Source organism: Bdellovibrio bacteriovorus str. Tiberius (assembly GCF_000317895.1).
GTDB lineage: Bacteria > Bdellovibrionota > Bdellovibrionia > Bdellovibrionales > Bdellovibrionaceae > Bdellovibrio > Bdellovibrio bacteriovorus_F.
The window spans coordinates 2,324,056-2,347,356 of sequence record NC_019567.1 but is presented as its reverse complement, the minus strand read 5'-3'; the positions used below and the strand labels follow the sequence as shown (position 1 = coordinate 2,347,356).

Here is a 23,301-nt window from a genome sequence, read left to right as displayed (position 1 = left end):
TAACTGGCGAAAGACAGTTGAAGCGCTCGGTATTTTGGATAAAGCCCGACAAGACCAAATATGGTCGGTATTGTCCGCTGTACGCTCTTTCCAACACCAATCTTCCACATTATGAGTACATCATGAAGCAGTTTCCGGTTTTGAAAAGATTTGACCGGATTCTGACCAGTTTCGAGTTGGGACATCGAAAACCAGATTCCGAGATTTATCTGGCGGCGGCGGACGAAGTGGGATTGTCGCCGTCAAAGATTGTCTTTATCGACGACAGTCAGGCTAATGTGGATGCTGCGGAAAAATTGGGATTCAGATCATTTCATTCCGTAAATTCAGTGCCTGCCACTTTGGAAATCCTTCAGCGGCAGTTTTCAAATTAGAATTTAAATTCCAGTTCCAAGCCCCAGATGGGCGCGCGCTCAACGGAGGGGTGACCGCCGGAATTGGTGTGGCGTCGCATGACCCAACGTGCACTGGCACTTTTGATAACCTTGCTGCCAAAGAGCTTGTTCATTTGGTCACTGAAGGCCCCCATCGGGTTCATCAGAACAATCAGCACCGAGCCCAGCTTCTTGGAGCCCAGGACTTTCCCGCCATTACTCTGAATCTTCATTTCTGCACGATAGAACAGTTCACCCATGATGGATCCAATGATCGGTGTGATGAAAAGATCCTGAAGAGACGGCTTTTCAGCAAAGGCTTCCACACCATATTCCCAGAAGAACGTCGACATCAGCACGGAATAACCAAAAGATCCCATCGGACCCACGCCCGCATGACGTGCCACCTGATAGTAGATAGCGCCGGAATAGGGGTGGCCGATATAATTGATTGCCCAGTCATCCTTGTCCATCACCGGGCCTTCTTTGACATTTTCCTGCCAGTTCTTGCCCAGGTTTTTCATTTTCTCTTTGTCCCATTTAGTCACGCTTTCAGGCATCATGTACAGCAAGCCCGCAACACCCACGGCACCCAAGGCCACGTTGCGTGTGCTGGTGTAAAGGTTGGATTGATCTGAAGTCAGGCCGCTGATATCCACTTCACGCTGCCATTCGATTTCGTCGGATTCGCGCAACACCATCACACTGGCGATTGGTTTAGTGTTGTCCTGCACACAAAGGCCTTTGACGTCATTCACGGCTTTAAATTGTCTATTGCTGATCAGCTGATCCTGAATTTTCAGGCAAGCGTCCTGGTCACGAGTGTCGACCATGATCAGCTGCCCTTTGATCAAGCGTTGTTTGCGACGTTCTTCTTCACGCATTTGCTGGCTGATTCGTTCGATATCGGCTTTGGTAAAATACTTGTGATAAGGATTCTCAATGAGTTCTGCCACTGGATCTTTGGCCGCTGGGGCGGATTGATAGAACGGCTCTGGTGTTAAATTGCTGGCAGGGTTACGAAAATTGCTGGCGCTGGCGCCTTGCAATTGCAACAGGGCCAGCCCAAATGCCATATATCGCATTAGAGCGTGCATAAGACCTCACTTCCAGAGACGGAAAAGTTCAAGAATACTGCAAAGCAAAACGAGGGCCATCGGGTCCTATGGGGACCTGTGAAAGTGCCTTTGATTTTATCCCGAAGATTTCATTCAAAGTTGTTTGAATCCCCAATCTTAGGAACACTTTAGAAGGTAAACAAAAGAGGTGCTGATGCTGATGTACTGGGTGATTTTGTTTTTCCTTTTAGCACTGACTGCTTCATTGTGTTTGCGGCTACCGGCGGCCATATGGCGAGTGCTGTTTGTCTTGCCGTATCTGGGAGCCTTTGGGGAAAGCTTAAAACCCTTCATCGAACAGTCCTGGCCTTTTCCCCGTGACGGGTTGTCAGACTTTTTTGCCTGCATTGTGACGGGGATCGGTGTGTGTGTCTGTGTGTATGCCGGTACTTATTTTAAGACCTTGGAACGGCGCAGATTCTTTCCGCTGTTTTTTGCATTCACCGGCTGCATGCTCGGGGTTCTTTGGGCTGATAATATTTTTGTATTCTATGGCTTTTGGGAAGCCACGGGATTGTGTTCATTTTTGCTGATCGGATTTAAATTCACCGATCCTGATGTTCGTAAAGGAGCCAAGCAGGCGCTGGTTTTAAATGTCGCAGGCGGGCTTTGTCTGCTTCTGGCTTTGTTGATGCTGTCACAAGCTTCGGGAAGCAACTCGTTGCTTGAAATTTTATATGGCCACACCGAATATCAGCACAGTCAGCTGAGCATGCTGATGATCATGATTGCTGCCATGATCAAGTCGGCACAATTTCCCTTTCACTTTTGGCTGCCCGGAGCCATGGTGGCGCCCACACCTGCCAGCTGCTATCTGCATTCAGCCACGATGGTAAAGCTCGGCGTGTTCTTACTGGCAAGATTCAGCCCTCTATTTGATAAAAATCTGGATTGGCTGATGACGCTGGGGTTTGTTGGAGCTGCAACCCTGATCTGGGGTATGATTGTTTCCTTGACCAAGACCGACCTGAAACAATTGTTCGCATGGACCACTGTCAGCTCACTGGGGGGGATGTGCATGCTCGTGGGATTGCATGAGGCTTATTCCTGGAAGGCGTTCTTTTCTTACATTCTGGCGCATTCTTTTTACAAGGCCAGTCTGTTCATGTGTGTGGGAAACATCGACAAACAAATGGGCGGGCGCAGTCTGGATCATGTATCGGGTCTTTATCGTCGTATGCCGCTGACGTCGTTGGCATTGTTGATGGCGCTGGGATCGATGATGGGTCTTCCATTCAGCATGGGTTTTTTAAGTAAAGAATATCTGTTCAAATCCGCACTGGCTTTAAAGTTTCCCGGGTCGTTTCTGGTACTGGCATTACTTGGGGCCAGTATCATGTCCATCGTCGTGGGTTATCGTCTGATTGTGGTGATCTTTGCGCGGCAGGAAGACCGTCAGATTCTGCATGAAGTCCATGTCAGCATGTGGGGGCCACCGTTGTTGTTGGCCACGGGTGGCTGGATGGCCGGGTTTTTCCTGGCAGATATCAATAAGTATTTTTTAAACCCCGTGGTGTCAGCCATCGTGCTTCGTGATGTGGACGTGAATCTTGAAATGTGGACCGGGGTGAATCTTGCGTTGATTCTGAGTCTGATTTCTTTTGGACTGGGAACAGTTCTTGCCGCCCGTTATGCCGGTGTCGTCACCAAGGCCGCCGTGTGGCTGAAGGGCTTGTACAAACCTTCACCACGCGTGGGTTATATGGGGACTCTCGCTAAAAAAATCATGGATCGCCTGCAAAGCGGGCGCTTGAGTTTTTATATTCTGTGGATGCTGATGGTGCCCTGCCTGATACTGCCATGGGTTTTGCCTTTGCAGGAATATGCGCCATCGCTGAAAACGGACGAGTTGGTTCTTTTTCAGATCATTCCGTTTGTGCTGGTCGTCCTGGGCTTGATTCCGATACTGATCAGTGTGAAGCCACTTTTGAAAGTGGTGGGTTTGGGAGTCGTCGGCATTGCGATCAGTCTGTTTTACCTCAGCGTGGGCGCCACGGATCTGGCCATGACTCAGATGGCGGTGGAAACACTTTCTGTTGTGGTCTTGACGTTGTCATTGGTTTTTCTACGGCCGAATCCGTCGGGCTTTAGCATTTTGTACCGAAGTGTGCGTGGGGTGGTGACGGCAGGGGCTTTTGTCGGCGCTTTGCTTTTGTGCGGTGTCATGGCTGACGGCAAGCTTTCTTCCCGAGTGGCGGATTTTTATCGGGATAATGCCCTGCCATTGGGGAAGGGGCAAAATGTCGTCAATGTGATTCTGGTCGACTTCCGGGCGATGGATACTTTGGGTGAAATCACGGTGTTGGGAATTGTCGGCATGGGTGTTCACTTTATGCTGTTGCGACGACGCAGACTGAATTTGACTTTGCGACCGTCCAGTATTTTACACACCTCCGTGCGGGTGATGGCGCCGTTATTCACTCTGATTTCTTTGATTATTCTTTTGCGGGGTCACAACACTCCGGGCGGAGGATTTATCGCGGGCCTGGTGCTGGCGATCTCGTTCACATTTTATGGTCTGGTATTTGGCGAGGAGTGGGCCCGCAAGGTGCTGGTGATGAAACCCGTCAGCTGGATCTGTGCCGGACTGTTGGTGGCCCTTGCTGCGGGCTTGGCGCCGCTGTTTTTAGGAAAGCCTTTTTTGACGGCGGTGTGGCTGCCCGGATCTTTGGCATTTCTGGGAACTCCCTTGTTGTTTGATGTGGGCGTTTATCTGCTGGTGCTGGGTATGGGAACAAGTTTGTTTTTCGCCTTTTTGAGGAGGGACGTATGATTGATTTCCTCTCACTCAGTATTGCCATGCTTTTTTCGGCAGGGGTATGGTTGATCCTTTCCAGGGACTGGCTGACTTTGATTCTGGGCTTGAGCGTATTGGGCCATGCGGTGAATTTGCTGATTTTAAAAAGTGGCGGATCGCAAGGGGATGATCACTTAAGTCAGGCTCTGATTCTGACGGCGATCGTGATTGGTCTTGGCATGACGGCGGTTCTGTTGGTTCTGGCCAGTCAGGGGCTTAAGTATTCGAAATCCCGCGATGCGGATTTTTTGCCGGAGGATTCTGAATGATTGTGGCTCCGGTTCTGATCAGTTTTGTGACGGCGATACTGACATATCTGTGTCGCAAGAATTCCATTTTGCTACGGTGTGTGTCTTTGGCGGGATCGGTTGCGGCCCTGGCGGCGTCAGTGCATTTGTTCTTGCGGGTCGAAGAAGGTGGCATTCAAACAATGCAGATCGGTAACTGGCAGGCTCCTTTTGGTATTTCATTTTCTGTGGGCTTGTTGGCAGGGGTGATGCTGGTTGGAAGTTCACTGGTGGCGTTATGTGGGAATATGTCCATGCAGGCACTTTTAAATCGGCAGTGGGAACTGCGCGGGTATTACAGTCTGTTTCATTTCATGATGATGGGGGTCTTTGGGGCCTTTTCCACCGGGGACCTTTTTAATTTGTATGTGTGGTATGAGGTGATGCTGGCGTCATCTTTTTTCCTGGTGGCGATGAGTCGTTACCGCACCTCGGTGACCGGGGCTTACAAATACGCTGTCTTAAGTATTCTTTCATCTGTGGCTTTTTTGATCGGCATTGCTTTTATTTATAATACCGCTGGCAGCCTTGATATCGTGGATCTGATTCAGTACCAGCGCACCTATGGCCAGAACCTGGGGGTCGTTGTCGGGCTGTGTTGTCTGGTGATGGCTTTTTCGGTGAAGTCCGCGCTGTTTCCGTTTTTTTTCTGGATGCCGGCGGCTTACCCTGTGACGCTTACTGCAGTGGCGGGAGTTTTCGCAGGTTTTCTGACCAAGGTGGGCGTCTATTCACTGTTGCGAATTTTGGTGCCGGTGGCGGCATTGCCAGGCAGTGAAAGACTGCTGCCGCTTTTGTATGTTCTGGCTTTGATTTCGATGATCCTGGGTGTGCTGGGGGCTCTTTCCCGTGACAACATGAAAGGTATTTTGGCTTTTCACAGTACTTCGCAAGTTGGTTATATGGTCTTGGGATTGTCATTGGGAACGTCCGCGGGAATTGCGGCATGTGTGTTTTATATGATTCACCACATGCTGGTGAAGACGAATTTGTTTTTCTCTGTCGCAGCGATGGAAAAAGTCACAGGCACTAGTTTCGTTTCTGAATCCGGCGGACTATGGAAGGCCCGTCCCGTGTTAGGAGCGGTATTTGCTTTCTCGGCCTTGTCGCTCATTGGTGTGCCACCACTTTCGGGTTTTTGGGCAAAGGTTTTAACCCTGCAAGCAGCCTTGGTGGAGGAACGCTGGCTGGCCGTGGCTATGGCCTTGGCGGTCAGCCTTTTGACTTTGATGTCGATGTTAAAAATCTGGAATGGTGTGTTCTGGAAACCGGCAGTTTCTTCACTGCCGGAAAATGACCGGCAGGGCCGGGTGCGCTGGCTGGTGGTACCCCTGCTGACGATGACTTTGCTTATCTTAGCGGTGGGTCTGGGCTTTCAGTTTTTGATGAGTCTGACAGAAAGAATGGCTCAGGAACTGATGGAAGGGGGCTTAAGATGATGCGTTTAATTTGGACCCTGGAAGTGCTGTTGAAGTTTGCCTGGGATTTTTGTGTGGCCGTGCTGCAGGTTGTTTCCTGGGTGTTTCGTCCCAATCGCTCTATGAAGCCGGCAATTGTGCGGCTGCCTTTGGATATCAAAAGTGAATGGGGCGTCTGGTGGCTGTCGTTGATTATCTTTCTGATCCCCGGATCCATGGTGGTTCGGGTGCGCCTGGATTTGGGGTTGTTGTACGTGCACCTGTTGCACACCGATGATGCTGATAAGGACATGCAGATTTTAAAGTCCCGCTTTGAACACAAGCTGCGTTTGATTCTGGGGGAGGTGAAGTCATGATATACGTGATGATTGCAGCCTTGGTGCTGTCGTCTATCCTGGCCATGTATCGCTGTATCAAGGGACCTGACTGGATGGATCGGGTGATGACGTTTGATCTGTTAAACAACGTATCCATTGCCTCGGCCGTGTTGTATGCGGTTTTCAGCAACAGTGAAGAGGCAGTTTCTTTGATTTTGGTTCTGGCGCCTTTATCGTTCCTTTCAAATACATTCTTTGTGTTCTTGCTGGAACGTAAAAAGGATCTGTCATGAGCGTCGTTGTGCAGGTGTTGTTATTGTTGGGATGCCTTTTGATTTTGCTGGCCTCGATAGGCGGAGTCAAGTTTCCGGACACCCTGACGCGAATGGCGGCGGTTTCGAAGTCGTCAACTCTGGGAGTGGTGCTTTTGTGCGCAGCTGCGGCTTTGCATTTTGGCGATGTCTATATGGGAGGGCTGTTGGGGCTGGCGGCTTTGGTGCTGTTCCTGGGCATTCCGGTATCTTCTTATCTGATGGGGCGTGTACGGGTGCGCAATGCCCGGATTATCCCATTGCAGCTGAAGAGAAATGATTTGCAGTCCGATGAGCCGTCAGTTTAAATTCGAGACTCACAAGGGGTCAGAGTCGTGTCCGAAGTTCAGAAGAATTGGTGGAAAGAGGCAGTCGTATATCAGGTTTATCCTCGCAGTTTTAAGGACTCCAATGGCGACGGCATGGGGGATCTGCAGGGATTGATTTCCAAATTGGATTACCTGAAAGATCTGGGCATCAATGTCATCTGGATCTGCCCGATGTATAAGTCCCCGCAGGACGACAACGGCTACGACATCAGCGATTACCAGGATATTCATCACGAATTCGGCACCATGAATGACTTTGACCAGCTTTTGCAGCAGGCTCACGCTCGTGGCATGAAATTGATCATCGATCTGGTTGTGAATCACACAAGTGACGAGCACCCTTGGTTTATTGAATCCCGCAGCTCTAAAAACAATTCCAAACGCGACTGGTATATCTGGCGTGATGGAAAAAATGGTAAAGAACCGAACAACTGGGAAAGTATTTTCAGCGGATCTGCGTGGAAGTTTGATGATCTGACCCAGCAGTACTTCATGCATATTTTTTCCAGCAAACAGCCGGATCTGAACTGGGAAAATTTGGACATGCGTAAAGCCGTCTATGACATGATCAACTGGTGGCTGGACAAGGGCATTGATGGATTCCGTGTCGATGCCATCAGCCATGCCCGCAAAGAGCCGGGACTTGCAGATATGCCCAACCCGAACAATCTTGAGTACGTGCCTTCTTATGACAAGCACATGAACGTGAATGGCATTCAGGAATATCTGAAAGACCTTTGCACCAACACGTTCAACAAGTACGACATCATGACCGTGGCGGAAGCCAACGGGGTGTCCGCCGAAAATGCCGAAGAGTGGGTGGGCACGGCTCAAAAGAAATTCAACATGATCATTCAGTTTGAGCACGTGGGCTTGTGGGATGCAAACCCGGAACGTCGCGTGGATCTGGCAAAACTGAAATCAGTTCTGGGCCGCTGGCAAAAAGGCCTTGAAGGCCGTGGCTGGAATGCCTTGTTCGTGGAAAATCACGATGTGCCTCGTATCACTTCCAAATGGGGCGATGTTCAGAATTTCTGGCGCGAAAGCACGACATCCATTGCGACCATGTATTTCCTGATGCAGGGGACGCCGTTCATTTATCAGGGGCAGGAAATCGGCATGACCAATACGGTCTTTGCAGGGCCTGAGGACTTTAACGATGTTTCTGCAAAAAATATTTTCACCATTCGCCGCAAGCAGGGCGCAACGGATGCGGAAATCACCGCAGATCTTGCCAGTGCTTCCCGTGACAATGCAAGAACGCCAATGCAGTGGGATTCTTCTGATCAAGGTGGCTTCACAACAGGGCGTCCGTGGTTGAAGGTGAATCCGAATTACAAGAGCATCAACGTGGCGGCTCAGGACAAGGATCCAAATTCAGTTCTGAATTTTTATCGCAATTTGATCAGTCTGCGCAAAGCTCATCCGGTGTTCATTTATGGAATCTATGAAGAAGTGCTGGGCAAGCATGATCAGATCTATGCTTACACCCGCAATGACGGAAAAGAGAAAATGCTGGTGATGGCCAACATGACGGGGAAGCCTGCGAAGTTTGATCTTCCGGGAATCAGCCTGTCTTCCGCGAATCTTTTGATGGCGAATCAGTCTGTGGCTGACCACCATCAGATTACAGGCGGAGAGCTTCGTCCATTTGAAAGTCGAATCTATAAAATCAATTAAATGTGGGACAGCGAGATCTGGTAATACCCCAGGGTCTCGCTTCCGGTGTTTTGGATTTTGACCTGGGTTTCCTGGGTCAGTTTGAAGCAGTCTTGAGCTTCGGCGGTTTGCCCCGCCATACGCATCTTTCCTTGGACTACATAAAAAAACTGAATTTCTTCACGCAGGGAAAAGACCGATTCGCTCACGTTTGGCAGAGTGTGAAACTGCATGCGTGCGCGGTGGGTTTTGGGATTGAAGATCAACCCAAGATCCCTGACTGGCGAACCGATCAGCTGGCAATCTGTATGGTCATCACCGGAAAATTCGCACACCTGCAACGGCAGAAGCGGGTTTTGATTCAAGATCAGGCCATCACCTTCGACCACGCTAAGCAGGCGGTTGTATCCCTCAAAGATTGAAAATGGATTGGAGGCTGCGACCAGAGCCGAGCTGAGTCGCCACGCATAGGGCTGACTGCTTTTGATTTCGGACGCAGCCAGATCAATCTGGTCGGTGACGCCAAGGCCGTTTTTCCAGGGCATGCGTTGATAGCTTGAGCTTTTCAGAAGTTGAATCATGATACCATTAGAGAAAACTTCTTTCCGGATGTCCAAGAAATCTCGCAATTCAAATTACACAAAATGATTGGCTCGGACAGTGCGAAAAAAACTCGAGAATAATTTCGTGATCCATTCTATTTGCTACTAAGTAACCTTGGATTTTTCGGTAACTGCGGGTCGCTTTGAGAAAACTAAAAAAAGTGCCTAACTCTTGGTGGGGTTCTTGAAGAATTTGAATTACATTTGGCAAATCACCCTTTAGTTTGATTATTACAAAACCGAAATGTTTCTTGTTGATATAATTGGAGTGAAACAATGTCTGGCCTTAAAGAGATCAAAGTCATTCGTAAAAGACCTGAGATCAGCCCTAACCAGGACCAAGATCGAGAGAATGGACGAAGTCTGCTAGAGACTTTGATCCGAGGTCTGGTCGATTATCCTGACACGGTTTCTGTAACATATATGGTGGGCGACAAGACGACTGTATATAAAGTCGAATGCGATCAGAAGTGCCTGGGGCAGGTGATCGGTTGCAAAGGCAAGAACATCAGCGGCATTCGCGCGGTTCTTTCAGCAACATTGGCCCGAAAAGGCATCCGGGCCATCGTGGAAATTCCTTACTTTGTGGTTGAAGCCTAAGGCTTCACCACAACTGTCATTTCGCTTTTCTCACCATTGATCCAAACGCGGATCAGCCATTTACCCGGCATCACAAAGTACGCTTCAGAAATAAGGAAAGTTCCCACTTCCTGTTTTTCAATTTTTACCGGTGATGTTCCGTGGCCGTGATGACCCATGTTCATCCACAAATCCACTTTCAGCTGAGCCGGATCCACCAACGCAGGCACAGAAGCCGTGCTGGTCTGATCATAAACTTTCAGAACAAACGGAGAATCTGCATTTTGATTTGGCGCCTGGGCAAATTCAACAGTCGCACACAGTTCACTGCCAGGGAAAGAAAGCGGGCAGTCTGCGGATTGTTCGGCGGCAGCAGTTACAGATGCCAGCATCAGTGCGGCAGCAAGCATGAAATTCTTAAACATAAAGTCTCCTAACGGGGCCACCGCTGTTGGTAGCTCAGATTAATGGTATTTGATAAGCTTGAATTAACAGGATTTCCGATCAGGCTTTGATCGGCGTAACTGACGGTCACGGCCGATTCCAGATTGATCATGTAACTTCCCGCAAGACTGAGCGTGAAGTTTTTTTGCGCATGCCCTTGCGAAGTTGTTGAACCGCTGATGGTAATAGCCTCTTCATAAAGAAACGCCAAAGAGCTTCCCAAGCGGAAGTCCCCGCGATTCCAGCCAACACCCAGGCTTTGCGTCGTGCCCCAGCCCGGACGGATGGTGGCTTCACCGTTGTAGGCGTCACCGGAAGCGGTTCTTTCAAATGATCTGTGAAGTTCAGAACTGAAATTAAAATCCCATACTTTCCAGGCTTTGATCAGCGCAAGTCCCGCCCCCAAAGAATAAAAGCCCCGACCCCGAATATCCGAAGCATTCAAAGCGCTGTCATAAATGGATGGACTTGTCGGCAGGGTCCATTGCAGGAACGTGACCCCGCGGGGTTTCCAGGCTGAATAAGTCAGCTCGGGGAAAGTTTCATGCCCCAGGTACAGCGACACATCCCCAAGGCCTGAGTTGGTGTCAGAGGTGCGGCTGTTTTTGGAATGCACGGGCAGGGAAAAACCCCCTTGAAGGCTGTCGCTAAAAAGAACAGCCCCTTCAAGTTTTAGCATCTGCGCGCGATTGTCATCTTTGCGGCGGATCCATTTGCCGCTGGATAAGACATCATCGGTGATTTCAGACTGGCTAATGGTTCCGGTGATCTGAGCCTTGTCATCCCCCAGAATCAAAGCGGGAAATGAAAAGCTGCCGCCACAGCAACTGGCTGCCATAGTCGGAGAGCTTGCGAAAAACAAAGCCAATGCCAGCAGTTTCATCTAAGGCACCACCAAAGGTACAAAGACCTGATCCAGGGTTGTTTGGGTGGCTTTCAGAACGATGCGAATTTCCCAGTCACCGGGCATGATGAAAAAGACCTTAAAGACACGGAACCTGCCGTCTCCAAGGGATTCGATTTTCACCGGGGATGAGCCATGCCCCATGGATGGCATCCACAGAATCACGGACAGATTTTCAATCGCCACCGCAGAGTTGAAACGAAGTTCAAATTCAGAAAAATCCGTGCTGGTGGGGTTTTGTTTCCAGATCAGCTCAGCACAGATATTTTCTTTGCTGAAAAAGATCGGGCAGGTTGACTGAGGATCATTCTGTTCGTTGTTCGCCGCGGGTGTTTCCGGCAGATAATCGGGGCGGGCGCAGGCACAAAGGCTCAGGGCTAAAAGCAAAATCAGATGCTTCATGCTTCGTCCGCTCTTTGGATGTAACAACCCAGGGCGCGCCCTTCTTTGTGGCGAGAAGGCTTTTCGGCCTGCAGGTCTTCAAGGACTTCTTTCAGGAACTGCTTTTTGGCAGTAGGGCCTACATGACTGTCCGTCACACCACCGTGATAAAGCATTTCTCCGGCAGGGCTTAAAACAAAGGCATGAGGGGTTTTCAAGGCGCCCAGTTTGTTGGCCCACTGGCTGCGAGAATCCTGAATCACCGGGAACAGCAGCTTGGCTTCGCGGAAATGATTTTGTGTTTCTTCAAGAGTTTCGTCCGAGTTGGAGTGAATGCCGATGAACTGGAATTCTTTGTACTGCTGGCTGAGGTCCTTTAGCAAAGTTTCATGGCTGGCAGAACAAGGGCACTTTGCTGAAAGAAACACGATGACCGTGGCCTTGTGTCCGGCGGTGGCAAACGTCTTTGTTTCGCTGTTAAGCACATCAAGCCCTGAAAGGCTGGTGATTTTATCAGCTCCCATAGAGATTTGAGAGAACATCAAAATAAGGGTGAAAATCAGACCGTTTCGCATAGCGAACTTTTAGCACGGTGAGGGATGGGGAGAAATGCCACAAATGGTTGCGTTGCGCAACGCATCTTTGGGCAGAATCCCGCGTGCCTTTGAAATGGGATTCTGTAAACTTTCTATATGTTTACAAAGATCAAAGCCTTCCGAAATCGGTTCATTCAGTACAAAAGAAGCAGCAAGGTTCACAGTGACCTGGATGTGCTTTTAGGCTCGGCCTCAGAACAGAAACAGCTGGAAGATCAGCTCCAGTGGCTGGTTCGGCTGCTGCAGTGGGTTCGCTATGAAGGCGCTGTAGACGCGCATATTGAAAAAGAAACCGGTCGTCTGCCGGTGGCTCGTCTGCGTTACCTGCTGATGGTTCTGGAGCGCAATCCTCAATGGAAAAAATCTGTCGCGGTGATTCTTAGAACCGTGGTCCACGAAGTCAGCGGGCTTGAGCTTTACACCGAAACCGGCCTTCCCCGGGAAGTGGGGCTTTGGAGCGAGCTTTCTGATCGTCTGATGATGAAGATGCTGCCGACTCCGCCGCTGGATCATGAATTGGGGTATTTGTTTTGGGCTCTGTTCCCGGAAAAAGATGACCCTTTGTGGGTGGCCTCTATTGATCCGTCGACCTTTGATCGTCTGGTGGAGCTTTTCAATTACGAAGTCGGCTCTGATGAAAAAGACTGGAACCGCTTCGGCATGGATCTGGAAGATGCGCTGGTGTATCTGGTCATTCAGGTGCGCGCCATTGGGCTGTCACCGGCGATTCGCTATCGTCTGGATAAGCCGAACTTCCGTGATTCCGCGTTCTTTGCGATGGTGCGCGGTCTTGAAGAGTTTATGAATGCCTATCATGCCGGGGATCGCAATCTGGCTTTGGAAAAAGCCTCGCGCTTTCGCATGATCATCTGGGAGTGTCGTCGTGAACTGGTGCAGGTGCACAAGCATCTGGACGAATACGGGGTCAGTGTCGATCTTGTTTTCCAGCTGGCTCGTCTTCGCACCTATTTGCAGCGGGTTGACAGCCTGCTTGAGATTTTGCTTAACGAGCGCGTGGACTCTAAAAAAGTCACCAGCTTCCTTTCAAAGCTGATCGAGGAAAATCAGGAACTGCGCAGTATTTCATCGCTTCTGTCCCAGAACATTTCTTTGCTGGCGCGAAAAGTGGTTGAACGGGCTGCTGAAACCGGCGAGCACTATATCACCCGCACAAAAGAAGAATACCGTCGCATGCTTCAGGCTGCCGGCGGTGGCGGCGCGATGACCGCGATCACCGTTTACGTCAAGATCGGCATTCTGGCCTTGGGGCTTTCAAGCTTTATGGAAGGGGTGTTTGCCTCTTTCAACTATGCGCTGAGCTTTGTGGCGATTCATCTGGCTGGATTTACTCTTGGCACCAAGCAGCCGGCGATGACCGCGCCGGCGTTGGCGGCAAAAATGCAGGATGTGGACAGTGAAAAAGGCATGAATGATCTGGTGACGGACATCACGCATATCATTCGTTCTCAGGTGGCGGCCATTTCAGGCAACGTCATGTTTGTTATTCCGTGTGTGATTTTGATTGATGCCCTGTTCTTTATGCTTTTTGGCGGACATTTGATGTCTCATGAAAAGGCGGTTTATGCCTTTAAGTCCGTCGATGTCTTTGGGCCGGCGCTGATCTTTGCGGCGTTCACCGGGATTTTGCTGTGGTTGTCCAGTTTAACGTCCGGTTGGGCAGACAACTGGTTTGCGCTGAATTCTTTGCGTAAGACTCTGGCGCGCAGTCCGACGTTGAAAGCCATCTTTGGCAAACGCGGGGCACGCAGTATTGCCGTGTTTTTTGAAAACAATATCTCGGGTCTTGTCGGGAATATCTCCCTGGGTATTTTGCTGGGGATGACTCCAGAGATTATGAAATTCATCGGCCTGCATCTGGATGTGCGCCATGTGACTTTGTCGTCCGGAACTCTGGGCGGTGCCTTGCCGGTTCTGGGTGTGGACTTTATGAAGTCCTGGGAATTCTGGCGCGCGGTGATCGGGATCTTCTTTATTGGGGCCCTGAACGTGCTGGTCAGCTTCGGGATGGCGTTGTGGGTGGCGATCAAAGCCCGCGGCATCAAGCCGCCTCAGCGTAAAGCCATTCGTAAAGCCGTGATGAAAAGATTCTTCTCCAGCCCTTTAAGCTTCTTCCTGCCGGTGGGGGCGACTGTGCCGAAATCATCGAATGGAAATCACGGCCACTGATGCAGAAAGTTTCGGTGGTCATTCCAGCTTACAATGAAGAAGAGCGTCTGCCGGGCACCTTGCAGCGGCTGCGTGAGCTTTCTTCATCCGGAGTGTTGAAAGCCGAAATCTGTGAAGTGCTGGTGATTGATGATGGTTCCCGCGATCGCACGCGTGAAGTGGTGGAAAAAGACCGTGTGCATTGGCCGGTGCTTCGTCTGCACAGTCTGCAGGAAAATCAAGGCAAAGGGGCGGCGGTCAAAAAAGGTCTGATTGAATCCCGCGGTGACTGGATTCTGGTGGCGGATGCGGATATGGCAACGCCGTGGGAAGAACTGAACAAACTTCTGACCTGGTCAGAGAGCTTTGATCTGATCATGGGATCACGGGCCCTGCCGGACAGTCAGATTGAAGTTCGGCAGCACTGGATTCGTCAGACGATGGGGAAGATCTTTAATCGCATCATGCGCTTCTTTATCGGCCTTCCTTATAAAGACACTCAGTGTGGTTTTAAACTTGTGCGCAATGAAGAGGTGTTTCGCAGCAAGGTGCTTCCGCTTCTTTCCGTTGAACGTTTCGCCTGGGATGTGGAATTGATTTTATTCATGGAAAAATTCCGTCTGCGTGTGCGCGAAGTCCCGATTCGCTGGCAGCACAAAGAATCTTCGCGTGTGCGCATTGTCCATGACAGTTTGGAAATGCTTTTTGCCATCCGTCAGATGCGCCGTCGCCTTAAAAAGGCCTGATACTGCGGCTTTCCGGTTGCTCAAATACTGCTCATGAACAAAAAAGTGACGACGCGAACGGTCATTTACTTTGATTTAATATTGTGCAGCTAATTCCAAATAAATGATGGTATCTATAAGAGAATCTAATAATAAAGGCCGCGCTGGTCCTAAAATCGAACTGGGGTGCCACTTTGGAACCCCCACCCTCATGACAGATTTTTTCACTTTTCTGGTGCCAAAAAAATATTTAGGTGGTTCCAAAAGAGTACTTGATAAATCTTTCAAGCTGAAATGAAGTGCCTCTCCATGAGGACTTCAATTGTTGGAGTCCATGGATATGGGGGGAATTTTAATGAAATTCAACGTGTTTGCACTCATCGTATCAGTGCTTTTCGCGACATCAGCTCAAGCAGAGCGCGTTCTAGTGATCATGAAAGACCAACAGTCTTTCAATAAAGCTCACATGGCTTATAAGATGAAGGGGTCTTATGCGTCTAAGGGCTTGGACTTGGGAGTTCAATCTCAAGCCGTAGGTCAACTTGAAGACAGTCTTGCGAATTTGAACTCACTAGTTGTTAATACTGACAACGACGCTCAAATTGAAAAATTGAAAGCGAATCCAGCCGTAGCTTACGTTGAGAAGGAAATCTTCCACGATGCTCCAGCTCCAGTAAAAGGTTTCTTGGGTCAATCCCGTCAATCTCAGGCTAAATTGGGTCAAAAAACTCCATGGGGTATCCATGCAGTAAAAGCGACTCAGGCTTGGAATAAATCCGGCCGCGGTGCTGGCGCTCGCGTACTGGTGTTGGACACTGGTATCGACGAAGCTCACCCATCTTTGGCTGCTAACTTCGAAAAAGGTAAAGACTTCACTGGCGACAGCAACGGTTCTGACTTCTCTGATAAAGTAGGTCACGGAACTCACGTAGCTGGTACAATCGCTGGCGTTTTGGACAACACAGGTTTCACTGGTGTTGCTCCTAAAGCAAAAGTTCTTGCGGGCCGTGTGTGCTCTGAGCAGGGTTGCTCCAACGTAGCAATCGCTCAAGGTATCAACTGGGGTATTCAGGAAAAAGTTGACGTGATCTCCATGTCTTTGGGTGGCGCTTGGTCTACTCCGGCTGAAAGAACTGCAGTAGCTGCCGCTGATAAAGCTGGTATCACTGTTGTAGCGGCTTCCGGTAACAACGGTTCCAACCGCGTTTCTTACCCGGCTGCTTTGTCCACTGTTATCGCAGTAGGCGCAGTTGACGTAAACCTGCACAAAGCAGACTTCTCTCAATACGGTCCGGAATTGGCTGTAGTTGCTCCAGGTGTTGCGGTTGTTTCCGCTGTACCACAAGGTACTGGTCGTGAATCTGCAGTATCCGTTTCCAACGGTCAGAAAACTGTAAAAGTTGCTTCTTCCACCTTCCAGGGTGCAAGAGAGATCCTGACTCCAGAAACGAACGTGCTTGTTCACGCTAACCTGGGTAAACCAGAAGACTTCGCTAAAGTAGACGTTAAAGGCAAATACGCTTTGATCTCTCGCGGTGAAATCACTTTCGGTGACAAAGTTAAGAATGCGATCAAAGCGGGTGCAGCTGGTGTGGTTGTTTACAACAACGCTCCGGGCCTGATCCAAGGTGCTTTGACTGATGACGGTTCTGTTCTTCCAGTAGGCGTGTTCATGATCGAACAAACTGTTGGTCAAGAGCTGGTTCGTGTAATCAATTCCGGTAAAGTGGCAACTGCAACATTGCACACTATGGCAACTGACTACGCTGCATTCGATGGTACTTCCATGGCGACTCCTCACGTATCTGGTGTGGTTGCTTTGATGAAAGCTGCGAACAAAGCTTTGACTGGTGCTCAAGTAAAAGAAATCTTGAAGCGCACTGCGACTCCACTGACTCCAAACTCTGCTAACGAGTTGGGCGCTGGTATCGTGAACGCTGAAGCGGCTGTTCAAGCTGCGATCGACGCGAAGTAATTTTCGTTTCAAATTCAGATCTTTTAAAGACGGCTTTCCTTCGGGAAGGCCGTTTTGCTTTTCTGGCGCACTGCTGCGGAAAAAGGCGCCTGTTACCTTTTAGTAAAAACGCAGCTGGTGCCTTAGGCTGAATTGTGGGCATAATTTATCTATGCAGCATTTACCGGCGATGATTCACGACCTGGCCCTGATTCTTGGTACTGCAGGGCTTGTTACACTTCTATTTAAAAAACTCAATCAACCCATAGTTCTTGGATATTTGGTCGCCGGCTTTCTGGTGGGGCCGAAAACTTCGATTTTCCCGACGGTGATCGGGGTGGCCAGCATCAACCTGTGGGCCGAAATCGGGGTTATCTTCCTTTTGTTCGCCCTCGGGTTGGAGTTCAGCTTTAAAAAGCTTTTGCGCGTCGGCGGATCCGCCAGTTTCACCGCACTATTTGAAGTTTCTTTGATGATCCTGTTTGGATTCACCACCGGCCGCCTGCTGGGGTGGAGCACCATGGACAGCTTGTTCCTGGGCGGGATTCTTTCCATTTCATCCACTTCTATCATCATCCGCACGGTGGAAGAACTGGGCATGAAGAACATGAAGTTCGTGGGGATGGTCTTTGGGGTTCTGGTTATCGAAGACCTTGTGGCCGTTCTTTTGATGGTCTTGCTGACCACGGTGGCTTTGACCCGGGACTTTTCCGGATCCGAAATGCTGGGGGCGGTCCTTAAGCTTTCCTTCTTCCTGTCGATCTGGTTCGTGGCGGGGATCTTCCTTTTGCCAAGTTTCTTAAAGCGCACGCAAAAGCTGCTGTCTGAAGAAACTGTCCTGGTCGTGGCCGTGGGGCTGTGTCTGATGATGGTGGTTTTTGCCAGCAACGTCGGGTTTTCATCCGCTTTGGGAGCGTTCATTACAGGCTCCATTTTGGCTGAAACCATCGAAGGCGAACGCATTCACCATCTGATTGCGCCGATCAAAAATCTGTTCTCGGCCGTGTTCTTTATTTCGGTCGGGATGCTGATTGATCCCCATGTGATATCTATTTATTGGAAAGAAGTGCTGCTGCTGTCAGCAGTTGTTATCGTGGGAAAAACTTTAAGTGTGACTTTAGGTTCGGTGTTGTCGGGGCAGACCTTCAAGTCTTCCTTGCAGTCCGGAATGAGTCTTGCTCAGATCGGCGAGTTTTCCTTTATTATCGCGACCTTGGGTTTAAGTCTTAAGGTTATCAGTGAAAAGATTTATCCGATCGCGGTGGCGGTTTCAGTGCTGACAGCCTTTACGACTCCGTACATGGCGCGGTCCGCGGAAAAGACTTATGCGTGGCTTGAACGATTCCTGCCAGCCCGGTTTATCCAGTCCATCGACAGCTACAGTGTGATTTCATTTTCTATGTCCGGGAACCGCGAATGGCGTGAACAGGTTCGCGCCTATATCTTAAAGGTTCTCTTGAATGCGGTGGTTGTGGTGGCGGTGTTCCTGACCATGGCCCGTGTATTCCTGCCGTTTCTTTTGGAACGCCAGATGGAAGAAGGTCCTGCCAAGTTCCTTACTTTAAGTGCCACCCTGGTGATGAGTGCTCCGTTCTTGTGGGCGTTGGCTTTTGGGCGGACCAAACAGTTCGAAGCCCTTTTGGTTGAGCAGGGGAAGGGCAGTCATAACTATGTCTTCCTGGTTTCCCGGATCATGCTGGCGGTGGGACTGTTGGGTGCGATGGTGGGGCAGTTTGTGCCGCTGCTGTGGGCGGTGGCGATCACTTTGTGGATGGTCGTGGTGGTTGGGTATGTGCTTTCTCAGAAGTTGCAGGACATTTACGGCTGGTTTGAAAAACGGTTCCTGACGAACCTGCATGACGATGTTCAGAAGGTTCATGCCCGAAAGAACAGCCGTTCTTTGGCCCCCTGGGACGCCCACATCACAGAATTTATGATTCCGCCGGAGGCTCCTTACGTCGGTGTGCCTTTGCATCAGCTTTCGATCCGTGAAAAATACGGGGTGACGATTGCCCTGATTGAACGAGGTCGCCGTCGTATTACGGCTCCGGGCCGGGTGGAATGTCTGATGCCTCACGATCATGTTTTTGTGATCGGGACGGATGAGCAGTTGATTCTGTTTAAAGGGTTCATTCAATCCGAGGTCCCGGAAGTGGCCTCAACCGAAGCCGAAGCCGAGTACAGTCTTGAGCAGTATCTGCTGACGGACGGTTCGCCATTCCTGAACAAAAGCATCCGTGAATGCGGTCTGCGCGAGATCACCCACGGACTGGTGGTCGGTATCGAACGTGAGGGCGGGCGTATTTTAAACCCGGACTCCAGCGAAACGCTGAAGCGCGGGGATTTGTTGTGGATTGTGGGCGATCGCGAAAAGATCCTGCAACTGACTTAAAGGCGGAAGCGAATCAGATTCTTCAGCGCCGTCATTTTGAAAGGCGTATAAGGAGGATACATGATTCGCAAAAGCTTGCCGAAGAAGGACTGCTTTAAGACCGCTTTTTCATGTGAAAACGCGCGGAAGCCATGTTCCCCATGATAGCTGCCCAGGCCGCTGTGGTTCACTCCGCCAAATGGCAGATGCGGGTTCACAAAGTGAATCACTGAATCGTTAAAGACCAGTCCACCAGAGCTGGTTTCGTATTGAATTCGTTCCATGTTCATTTGGCTGTTGGTATAGCAGTACAAGGCCAAAGGCTTTTCCCGTTCATTGATATAGTGAACCACTTCTGAAATTTCTTTGAATGTCATCACGGGCAGTACCGGGCCAAAGATTTCTTCCTGCATGATCAGGGAATGAGGATCCACATTTTCCAGCAAGGTCGGGCCGCAGAAATGTTCCTCTGGTGTAGACTCGCCACCGAAAACGACCTTGGCATTTTTGCTGACGGCATCGTCGATCAGGTCCTTCAGGCGGCGGGCATGATTGAAACTAACCATGCGTGCAAAGTCCGGCGAGCTTTTGCGCAGTTCAGGGGACTTTCCATAGAAGCCTTCAATAGCCGCAATCAGACGTTTTTTAAAGGCATGATAGATGCTTTCGTGCACGAACAGATAATCCGGAGCCACGCAAGTCTGGCCGGCATTGATGAATTTGGCCCAGGCGATCTTTTGCGCGGCCTCATCAACATTTGCCGTGGCATCCACGATGGTCGGGGACTTTCCACCCAGTTCCAGGGTCACGCTGGTAAGATTCTTGGCGGCAGCTTCCATGACAATTTTTCCCACCCGGGTGCTGCCAGTGAAGAAGATATGATCAAAAGGGAACTTTAAAAGTTCCTGCGTTGTCTCAACGCCGCCCTCGGCAACAAAGACGTGATCTGAAACAAAGGTTCCGGTCAGAATTTTTTTGATCACGCTGCTGGTGTGTCGGGTCAGTTCTGAAGGTTTCACAATCGCACAGTTGCCCGCCGCAAGCGCCGAGACCAGTGGCAGCATACACAGCTGAAACGGATAGTTCCAGGGGCCGATCAGCAGGCACACGCCGCGAGCCTCGGGTTGGATATAGCTTTTACTTCCAAACAAAGTCAGTGGGGTGTGAACCTTTCTGGCTTTCGCCCATTGGGAAAGATGCTTTTTGGTGAATTTGATTTCTTTCAGGACAGGATAGATTTCTGAAAGCAGGGTTTCGGCTTCTGGCTTTTGGAAGTCTTTTTTCAGGGCATCGATGATTTCTGAGCGGTGCGCTTCGATGGCTTTTTCAAGCTCGTTCAGAGCTTCAATACGGGAAGCCAAGCCTTCGCCGCGGATTTTTAAACTGTACTGCTTTTGATGAAGAAAGAACTTTTCCAGCATGCCCTTTATGTTAGATCACTGTCTTTAAAGGGCAATCACTTAGTGAGGCCGTCTGGCCGTGTTACAGAGCAAAGATTTTAGAGCAGCGGGAAGGCATCACGACATTCTTTTGCTGAACAATGCGCCACAGGATCTTGGAGCCCAGTTGGTTGTTCATCAGTTCCGGGTGGAATTGCAATAGCAGACCGCGGCCGTTTTTAAACTCGGTGGCTTCCGTGACGCCATCGTGTCCTTGGGCAGCCAGTTGTAATGGACCGTTTTCTTTATAGATCACGGCCTGGTGGTGCAGTGAATTCACCAGCAGTTTTCCGTCAGCGTTTGGAACCAATGAACCCAGAAGGTTGTGTTTGGTTTTATGAACCTGAATTTCATGCCAGTCGTTGGCGTGGCTGACTTTATCGCCGACATGGAAAGGCACATCCTGCATCAGCTGATAACCCAAAGCCACTGCCGAAATCTGAGAACCACGGCAAACCCCCAGCAGGAAGCCTTTTTCCTGCGCAACATAAGACTTGATCAGCTGAATTTCGAACTGATCGCGGGTCGGGATAGTGTTGCGGGAATGGGTGTTTTGTTTCTTGTAAAGGTTTGGTTCAACGTCATCTCCACCCATGGCCACCATGAATGGGAATTTTTCAGAGATTTGTTTGAACAGGTCGCGGGTTTCTTCAAGGCTCAGTCCCAGGTTGGCATTCATGGGCAGGATGAACGAGCTTTGACGGCTTTGCGCGAAGATTTTTTTGAAGTTGATCACACGCTGGGAATTCATGCCGTAATCCTTCGGAAGATTGGCAATCAAAAGCGCGCGCGATTCACGGGAGTTTTCATTTAAGGGTTTAAAACCGGACAAGGCCAAATCAGGTGTTCTGCCTTCAAACAGTTCCATCAGTTCGGGCTGTCTTTGCAATCCGCGCATATAGCGGGTGGCGGCTTGTTCCGGGGTCTCCCCGGACTTCACGGGCAGAATGATTGGCGCCAGGGTGTTTCCTGGACTCCATTCATACAGACGAACCAGATCGCCGGTGGCCCAGGCAAATCTGGCAAAACTTAGAACCAATAATAGAATCCACATGCTGTAACCCATACTGAAGGGATATTCAAAAGCAGTGCCTGCTTTGTGGTGCTGAGCTTTATCGTGGTGGTTTTTACCGGTGCCGTGACGTTTCAAACTGAGACGGCACCTAAAATTGTTAGTCAGTGCGAAGGACCGTCAGTCAGCTCGATTTTCAGCGCCTGACGCTGTTTGATAACGTCATGGAACTCCAGATACATCCGGCCCTTTTCCAGGCGAAGCGAGATCGGGTTGTAATAGTTGATCTTTGCGGGCGTGTGAAAGCTGGAATCCAGCAGCGGCACAATGGTCATAAGCTCTGAAGGTTCATAGCGGGTGATCCCCATGATCTCAGAGACACGTTTTTCGGTCGCAACCAGGTCATTTGAAAATTCCAAAATAGCGGACCGAGCCTCGCCCGTGGGCTGGTCCCTGAATTGATCAGCAAAGGGTTCGGCATAGTTGCGATTGCGGTCAGTGAAAGATTGAATGAATTTGCGCGCCAGATCCCTGCTAAGATGCAGGTCAAAATCCGATTTTTGCAGATCCGCTTTTCCATTCGGGAAACTGCCATAAATCTCAAGGACGGAGTCCGGGGAAAGGTGTTTCGCCAGAGGGCTTTGCGGCAGCGCCGCCGCCGTCTTTAGAACCAGGCTAAAGGAATATTCCGAGCGCCAGCGTTTCTGTGTGGGAGTTTGATAGAACTCATTCCAGAACTGCTCAACAATACGGGACGCCTCGGCTTTGCTCAGCGACGACTTGCCTTGTAAGGCGGAATAGTATTTGGAAACGGTGGCGCTATTGATGATCCTATGAAGGGCTTCGAAGTTGCGACGGCGGTCTTTCATTTCCGGATCTTTGTTTTTATATTCTTTCTGAATTCCTTTGGTCAGCATAGTCGTCAGGCGCGCGGCGTCCTTGGTTGGAAGGGTTTCCAGGACTCTTTGCAGGCTGATGGTCAGATAGTGATTGGTGTTCTGGATTAACGCCGTATCCGCGGGAATGTTCTTGATGTAGGCATCGGCAAGTTTCGGGCTCAAGGCCATTTTCATGGTTTCAAATTGAAGGTGCCAATAGTGCAACGACACCCGATTGGATTCTTGAATGGCGGACTTAAATCCATCAATGCTTTCAAGCAGGTCTTTTTTCTGGGCCGTTGTCAGGGAGGAACGCATTTTAATCAACGGTTCCACAAAGTTGATTTGAGGCATCAGGAAAAGGAACTCTGTTTGATAATTTTGATTTAGAGTGCGCCACTGCGCCGGCGGTCCCAGCGGAGACTGCTCCATGGTGCGAATCATTTGCTGGATCGCGGTTTTGTATTGCTGGGGTGTTTGAGCACCTTGGAAAAGCTGTTCCCACTGGGATTGGCTGGAGTGCAGTCCGGTTTTTGCGGAGCTGGTTGCAAAGATGGAACTGCAAAGAGAGGCACCCAGGGATGTGGCCCCCATGGATGTGATCAGCGCCGTTATCAGCAGCAAGCGTTGGATAAACATA

General features: G+C 50.0%; 22 protein-coding genes. 13 read left to right on the top strand and 9 right to left on the bottom strand.

Annotated elements, in window-relative coordinates; all coding sequences use genetic code 11:
- Positions 1 to 17: 17 nt before the first annotated feature.
- Positions 18 to 374 carry an HAD-IA family hydrolase gene (locus BDT_RS11250; RefSeq protein WP_080602387.1) on the top strand — a complete coding sequence of 119 codons (357 nt, stop codon included), beginning with the start codon at positions 18 to 20 and terminating at the stop codon, positions 372 to 374.
- Here the strand turns inward: BDT_RS11250 and BDT_RS11245 are convergent.
- Positions 371 to 1,450 carry a DUF3943 domain-containing protein gene (locus tag BDT_RS11245; RefSeq protein WP_015091364.1) on the bottom strand — a complete coding sequence of 360 codons (1,080 nt, stop codon included), beginning with the start codon at positions 1,448 to 1,450 and terminating at the stop codon, positions 371 to 373. The genes BDT_RS11250 and BDT_RS11245 overlap by 4 nt on opposite strands.
- A gap of 280 nt (positions 1,451 to 1,730) precedes the next feature.
- Here BDT_RS11245 and mbhE point away from each other — a divergent pair, with 280 nt between their 5' ends.
- From mbhE to BDT_RS11210, 7 genes are read left to right on the top strand one after another with little or no spacing between them, the layout of a single operon-like run.
- Positions 1,731 to 4,265, top strand: coding sequence for a hydrogen gas-evolving membrane-bound hydrogenase subunit E (mbhE, locus tag BDT_RS11240; protein ID WP_015091362.1), 2,535 nt, complete (start codon positions 1,731 to 1,733; stop codon positions 4,263 to 4,265).
- Entirely contained in the window at positions 4,262 to 4,558 is a 297-nt protein-coding gene (locus tag BDT_RS11235) for a sodium:proton antiporter (RefSeq protein ID WP_041577717.1), read from the top strand. The genes mbhE and BDT_RS11235 overlap by 4 nt, the downstream gene beginning before the upstream one ends.
- Positions 4,555 to 6,015 carry a complex I subunit 5 family protein gene (locus tag BDT_RS11230; protein WP_015091360.1) on the top strand — a complete coding sequence of 487 codons (1,461 nt, stop codon included), beginning with the start codon at positions 4,555 to 4,557 and terminating at the stop codon, positions 6,013 to 6,015. The genes BDT_RS11235 and BDT_RS11230 overlap by 4 nt, the downstream gene beginning before the upstream one ends.
- Positions 6,012 to 6,350, top strand: coding sequence for a Na+/H+ antiporter subunit E (locus BDT_RS11225; protein WP_015091359.1), 339 nt, complete (start codon positions 6,012 to 6,014; stop codon positions 6,348 to 6,350). Before BDT_RS11230 ends, BDT_RS11225 begins: the two co-directional genes overlap by 4 nt.
- Entirely contained in the window at positions 6,347 to 6,604 is a 258-nt protein-coding gene (locus BDT_RS11220; RefSeq protein ID WP_041577715.1) for a monovalent cation/H+ antiporter complex subunit F, read from the top strand. Before BDT_RS11225 ends, BDT_RS11220 begins: the two co-directional genes overlap by 4 nt.
- A complete protein-coding gene (locus BDT_RS11215; protein ID WP_051026302.1) occupies positions 6,601 to 6,930 on the top strand; it encodes a cation:proton antiporter in 330 nt (109 codons plus the stop codon). The genes BDT_RS11220 and BDT_RS11215 overlap by 4 nt, the downstream gene beginning before the upstream one ends.
- Positions 6,931 to 6,957: 27 nt before the next feature.
- Positions 6,958 to 8,631, top strand: coding sequence for a glycoside hydrolase family 13 protein (locus BDT_RS11210; protein WP_015091356.1), 1,674 nt, complete (start codon positions 6,958 to 6,960; stop codon positions 8,629 to 8,631).
- Here BDT_RS11210 and BDT_RS11205 read toward each other — a convergent pair.
- A complete protein-coding gene (locus tag BDT_RS11205; RefSeq protein ID WP_015091355.1) occupies positions 8,628 to 9,191 on the bottom strand; it encodes a HutD family protein in 564 nt (187 codons plus the stop codon). The genes BDT_RS11210 and BDT_RS11205 overlap by 4 nt on opposite strands.
- Positions 9,192 to 9,488: 297 nt before the next feature.
- Here BDT_RS11205 and BDT_RS11200 point away from each other — a divergent pair, with 297 nt between their 5' ends.
- Positions 9,489 to 9,812 (top strand): KH domain-containing protein, encoded by a 324-nt coding sequence (locus BDT_RS11200; protein ID WP_041577713.1) that lies wholly within the window; start codon positions 9,489 to 9,491, stop codon positions 9,810 to 9,812.
- On the opposite strand, the gene BDT_RS11195 is transcribed toward BDT_RS11200, so the two are convergent.
- The 4 genes from BDT_RS11195 to BDT_RS11180 are packed head-to-tail and all read right to left on the bottom strand — an operon-like array spanning position 9,809 to position 12,095.
- On the bottom strand, positions 9,809 to 10,216 hold the full coding sequence (locus BDT_RS11195) for a FixH family protein (RefSeq protein WP_015091353.1): 408 nt from the start codon (positions 10,214 to 10,216) through the stop codon (positions 9,809 to 9,811). The two genes, BDT_RS11200 and BDT_RS11195, sit on opposite strands and share 4 nt — an antisense overlap.
- An 8-nt stretch (positions 10,217 to 10,224) precedes the next feature.
- Positions 10,225 to 11,118, bottom strand: coding sequence for a hypothetical protein (locus tag BDT_RS11190; protein ID WP_015091352.1), 894 nt, complete (start codon positions 11,116 to 11,118; stop codon positions 10,225 to 10,227).
- Positions 11,119 to 11,541 (bottom strand): FixH family protein, encoded by a 423-nt coding sequence (locus BDT_RS11185; RefSeq protein WP_015091351.1) that lies wholly within the window; start codon positions 11,539 to 11,541, stop codon positions 11,119 to 11,121.
- A complete protein-coding gene (locus tag BDT_RS11180; RefSeq protein ID WP_015091350.1) occupies positions 11,538 to 12,095 on the bottom strand; it encodes a thioredoxin-like domain-containing protein in 558 nt (185 codons plus the stop codon). Before BDT_RS11180 ends, BDT_RS11185 begins: the two co-directional genes overlap by 4 nt.
- Positions 12,096 to 12,212: 117 nt before the next feature.
- Here BDT_RS11180 and BDT_RS11175 point away from each other — a divergent pair, with 117 nt between their 5' ends.
- The 4 genes from BDT_RS11175 to BDT_RS11160 all read left to right on the top strand — a co-directional run bounded on the left by BDT_RS11175 (position 12,213) and on the right by BDT_RS11160 (position 19,353).
- A complete protein-coding gene (locus BDT_RS11175) occupies positions 12,213 to 14,303 on the top strand; it encodes a site-specific recombinase (protein ID WP_015091349.1) in 2,091 nt (696 codons plus the stop codon).
- Positions 14,303 to 15,028, top strand: coding sequence for a dolichyl-phosphate beta-glucosyltransferase (locus BDT_RS11170; RefSeq protein ID WP_015091348.1), 726 nt, complete (start codon positions 14,303 to 14,305; stop codon positions 15,026 to 15,028). Before BDT_RS11175 ends, BDT_RS11170 begins: the two co-directional genes overlap by 1 nt.
- A gap of 334 nt (positions 15,029 to 15,362) precedes the next feature.
- Positions 15,363 to 16,982: a S8 family serine peptidase gene (locus BDT_RS11165; RefSeq protein ID WP_235046096.1), complete on the top strand. Its 1,620-nt coding sequence runs from the start codon at positions 15,363 to 15,365 to the stop codon at positions 16,980 to 16,982.
- Positions 16,983 to 17,133: 151 nt separating this feature from the next.
- Positions 17,134 to 19,353, top strand: a complete 2,220-nt coding sequence (locus tag BDT_RS11160; RefSeq protein WP_015091346.1) for a cation:proton antiporter domain-containing protein — start codon at positions 17,134 to 17,136, stop codon at positions 19,351 to 19,353.
- Here the strand turns inward: BDT_RS11160 and BDT_RS11155 are convergent.
- From BDT_RS11155 to BDT_RS11145, 3 genes are all read right to left on the bottom strand, one after another.
- Positions 19,350 to 20,753: an aldehyde dehydrogenase family protein gene (locus BDT_RS11155; RefSeq protein WP_015091345.1), complete on the bottom strand. Its 1,404-nt coding sequence runs from the start codon at positions 20,751 to 20,753 to the stop codon at positions 19,350 to 19,352. The two genes, BDT_RS11160 and BDT_RS11155, sit on opposite strands and share 4 nt — an antisense overlap.
- A gap of 61 nt (positions 20,754 to 20,814) precedes the next feature.
- Positions 20,815 to 21,921, bottom strand: coding sequence for a gamma-glutamyl-gamma-aminobutyrate hydrolase family protein (locus BDT_RS11150; protein ID WP_015091344.1), 1,107 nt, complete (start codon positions 21,919 to 21,921; stop codon positions 20,815 to 20,817).
- A gap of 26 nt (positions 21,922 to 21,947) precedes the next feature.
- Positions 21,948 to 23,300 carry a hypothetical protein gene (locus BDT_RS11145; protein WP_015091343.1) on the bottom strand — a complete coding sequence of 451 codons (1,353 nt, stop codon included), beginning with the start codon at positions 23,298 to 23,300 and terminating at the stop codon, positions 21,948 to 21,950.
- Between the last annotated feature and the right edge of the window lies 1 nt (position 23,301).